The organism is Actinomycetota bacterium (assembly GCA_035536535.1).
GTDB lineage: Bacteria > Actinomycetota > JAICYB01 > JAICYB01 > JAICYB01 > DATLNZ01.
Genome location: DATLNZ010000181.1, coordinates 1 through 3,182, shown reverse-complemented (window position 1 = coordinate 3,182; position 3,182 = coordinate 1). Strand labels below are relative to the sequence as shown.

Annotated in this window: 2 protein-coding genes; both read left to right on the top strand. The window is 67.1% G+C overall.

Annotated elements, in window-relative coordinates:
- A partial coding sequence (dnaE, locus tag VNE62_12030) for a DNA polymerase III subunit alpha (GenBank protein ID HVE93009.1) occupies window positions 1–2,249 on the top strand: 2,249 nt, incomplete at its 5' end.
- Window positions 2,250–2,589: 340 nt separating this feature from the next.
- Window positions 2,590–3,182, top strand: a 593-nt coding sequence (locus VNE62_12025) for an adenylate/guanylate cyclase domain-containing protein (protein HVE93008.1), incomplete at its 3' end; no start/stop codon positions are given.

Sequence of the window (3,182 nt, the reverse complement as noted above, 5' to 3'; positions counted from 1 at the left end):
TCCGGTACCTGCGCGACCGCTACGGGGAGGACCGGGTCGCGCAGATCGTCACCTTCGCCACGATCAAGGGCAAGAGCGCCATCCGCGACGCGGCCCGGGTCCTGGGTTACGCGTACGGGACAGGTGACCGCCTGGCCAAGATGTTCCCCCGTCCTCTGCTCGGCAAGGACCCGCTGCTGCGGGACTGCTTTGAGCGGTCCAAGGACTCCAAGTGGACCTACGCCTTCACCGAGGCCGGCGAGCTGCGCAAAGCCTACGCCGAGGAGCCGGAGGCCAAGCGCGTCCTGGACTCAGCCCGCAAGCTCGAGGGCCTGCGCCGGCAGACGGGCACCCACGCGGCCGCGGTCGTGATCGGCCGGGAGCCGCTCGTGGAGCACACGGCCCTGCAGCGCACCGACAGCGGTGACGTAGTGACGCAGTACGAGATGAACGCCGTCGGCAAGCTCGGCCTGCTGAAGATGGACATCCTCGGCCTCGCCAACCTCACGGTCATCGACCTGACCCTGGACCGACTGCGCGCCAAGGGGATCGACCTCGACATCGACGCGGTCCCGCTGGAGGACCCGAAGGTCTTCGAGATGCTGCAGCGCGGTGAGTCCGACGGGATGTTCCAGATGGAGTCCGAAGGCATGCGGCGCCTGCTGAAGTCGCTTCGCCCGGACCGCTTCGAGGACATCGTCGCCCTCATCGCGCTTTACCGTCCCGGCCCGATGAACGAGATCCCCAAGTACATCGAGGGCAAGCACCACCCGGAGCGGGTGCAGTACCTGCACCCGTCGCTCAAGGAGCTGCTCGAGGGCACCTACGGTGTCATCGTCTACCAGGAGCAGATCCTCAAGCTCCTGCAGCTGATCGCCGGCTACAGCCCCGGAGAAGCCGACATCGTCCGCAAGGCGATCGGCAAGAAGGTGGACGCTCTCCTGAGGGCCGAGGAGCCGAAGTTCCTCGCCGGCGCGGCGGAGCAGGGGCTGACCACCGATCAGGCCAAGCACCTGTGGCACCTGATCCAGCCGTTCGCCGGCTACTCGTTCAACCGTGCCCACGCGGCCTGCTACGGCATCGTCGCCTACCAGACGGCCTACCTGAAGGCCCACTACCCGGTCGAGTACCTGTCGGCGCTGCTCACGTCCTGCCAGGACTCAAAAGACGAAAAGACCAAGTACCTCGCGGTCGCCCGCAAGATGGGCGTGGTCGTCCTGCCCCCGGACGTAAACCTGTCCCAGTCGGAGTTCTCTCCGGACCCATCGCGTGCCGGCGCCGTGCGGTTCGGGCTCGCCGGCATCCGCAACGTCGGCGAGGGCGTGGTGGAGCAGATCCTGCAGGCCCGCCGCGAAGGGGGTCCGTTCAAGGACTTCCTGGACTTCTGCTGGCGAGTGGACGTCCATGTGCTCAACAAGCGCACGATCGAGTCGCTGATCAAGGCGGGCGCCTTCGATATGGGCGGCGACCCTCCCGTCCATTCACGCGGAGGGCTGCTGGAGGTCTTCGAGGACGTCGTGGATCAGATCTGCTCCGCCCGCCGCAAAGAGCGCGACGGTTACGTGTCGCTTTTCGACGACCCGGCGCAGACAAACGGCGACCGGACGCTGGTCGGCTCGTCTCTGCAGATCCCGCACTCGCCGATGACCAAGCAGCTTCAGATGGCCTTCGAAAAGGAGATGCTCGGCCAGTACGTCACCGACCACCCCCTGCTGGGCCTGGAGCAGGTCATGGCCTGTCAGACCGACGCCTCGATCGCCCACCTCGCGGAGGCGTCGGACGGGGCGATCCGCACGTTCGGCGGAATCGTGAACAAGGTCGGCAAGAAGTTCACCCGCAAGGGCGACCTGATGTACCTGCTGGACTTCGAGGACCTCGAGGCCAACTGCGAGGTGATCGTGTTCCCGGCCATCGCCGAGAAGTCCAACGGCCTCATCCAGGTGGACAAGGTCCTGTGCGTCAAGGCGCGCGTGGACCGCAAGGAGAACGTCCCGAAGCTCGTCGCCCTGGAGGTCTGCGAGCCGGACCTCACCATCTTCGACAACCCCCTGCGCGTGACGGTCGAGGCTTCCAAGTGCGATGCCGGGTTCGTCCAGGAGCTGAAGTCGGTTCTGCTGGACTACCCGGGCAAGATCCCTGTCCTGCTGCAGCTGAAGTCCGAGTCGGGGACCAAGACCTTCAGGCTGGGGGCCGAGTTTCGGGTCGACTTGGACGGTGGGTGCGTGGATCGGTTGCGTTATCTGCTGGGGGCGGAGGCGGTTTCCGTTTAGTCGTCTGTTGCGTTCGGCAGTTTCTATTTGTGTCGCGCCTGTGCGACCCCGCCTGCTCTGCAGTCCTCGCTGGCGCGCCGCTTCGCGCCGCTGGCTGCGGAGCTCGCGATCGGGGTCGCACTCGGCGCGGACCTAAAGGCCACCACACACCAGAGCGGCTGCCGCGGCCTGGCCCGAGCGGCACCTCTGGCGCCCGGCGGCTGCCGTGGGCCCGGCCTTGGACGTGGCCTCTCGCGCCCTGCTTGGCGTGACCAGCGCTTAAGCGGTTCACCCGGCCCCCGGCACCCACCTCGTACATCTGTCTGATGTAGTGCCGGCTCCCGCACCCCATGCTTCGGGCATGACTCAGATGAGACAGTTGGGACACGAGGTGCGGCCCCCGGTCGCACCGGTGCAGTGGGGGGACCACGTGAGCGCGACCACGGATGCCGGGTTTGTCCTGCCGGTGGGCACGATCACCCTCGTGCTGGCCGACATCGAAGGCTCGTCTCGCCTGTGGGAGTCGCGTCCGGACGAAATGCGCCCGGCCATGGCCCGCTTCAACGCCGTCGTGGACGAAGCGGTGGGAACCCACGGAGGGGTGCGTCCTGTGGAGCAGGGCGAAGGCGACAGCTTTCTGGCCGCGTTTCCCAGGGCCACCCAGGCCGTGGCTTGCGCCCTTGAGATAAGCCTCACCCTGGCCTCAGAGCAAAGCCCCATCAACCTGCGCCTGGGCATCCACACCGGCGAAGTCGAGCAGCGAGCGGGTGGAAACTACGCAGGGACCGAGGTCAACCGCTGCGCCCGGCTTCGTGACACCGCCCACGGGGGCCAGATAGTCGTGTCGCAGCCCACCCACGACCTGGTGCTTGACCGCCTGCCCGAAGGCGTCGTCCTGCGTGACCTGGGCTCCCACCGCCTGCGCGACCTGGCCCGCCCCGAGCACCTCTACCA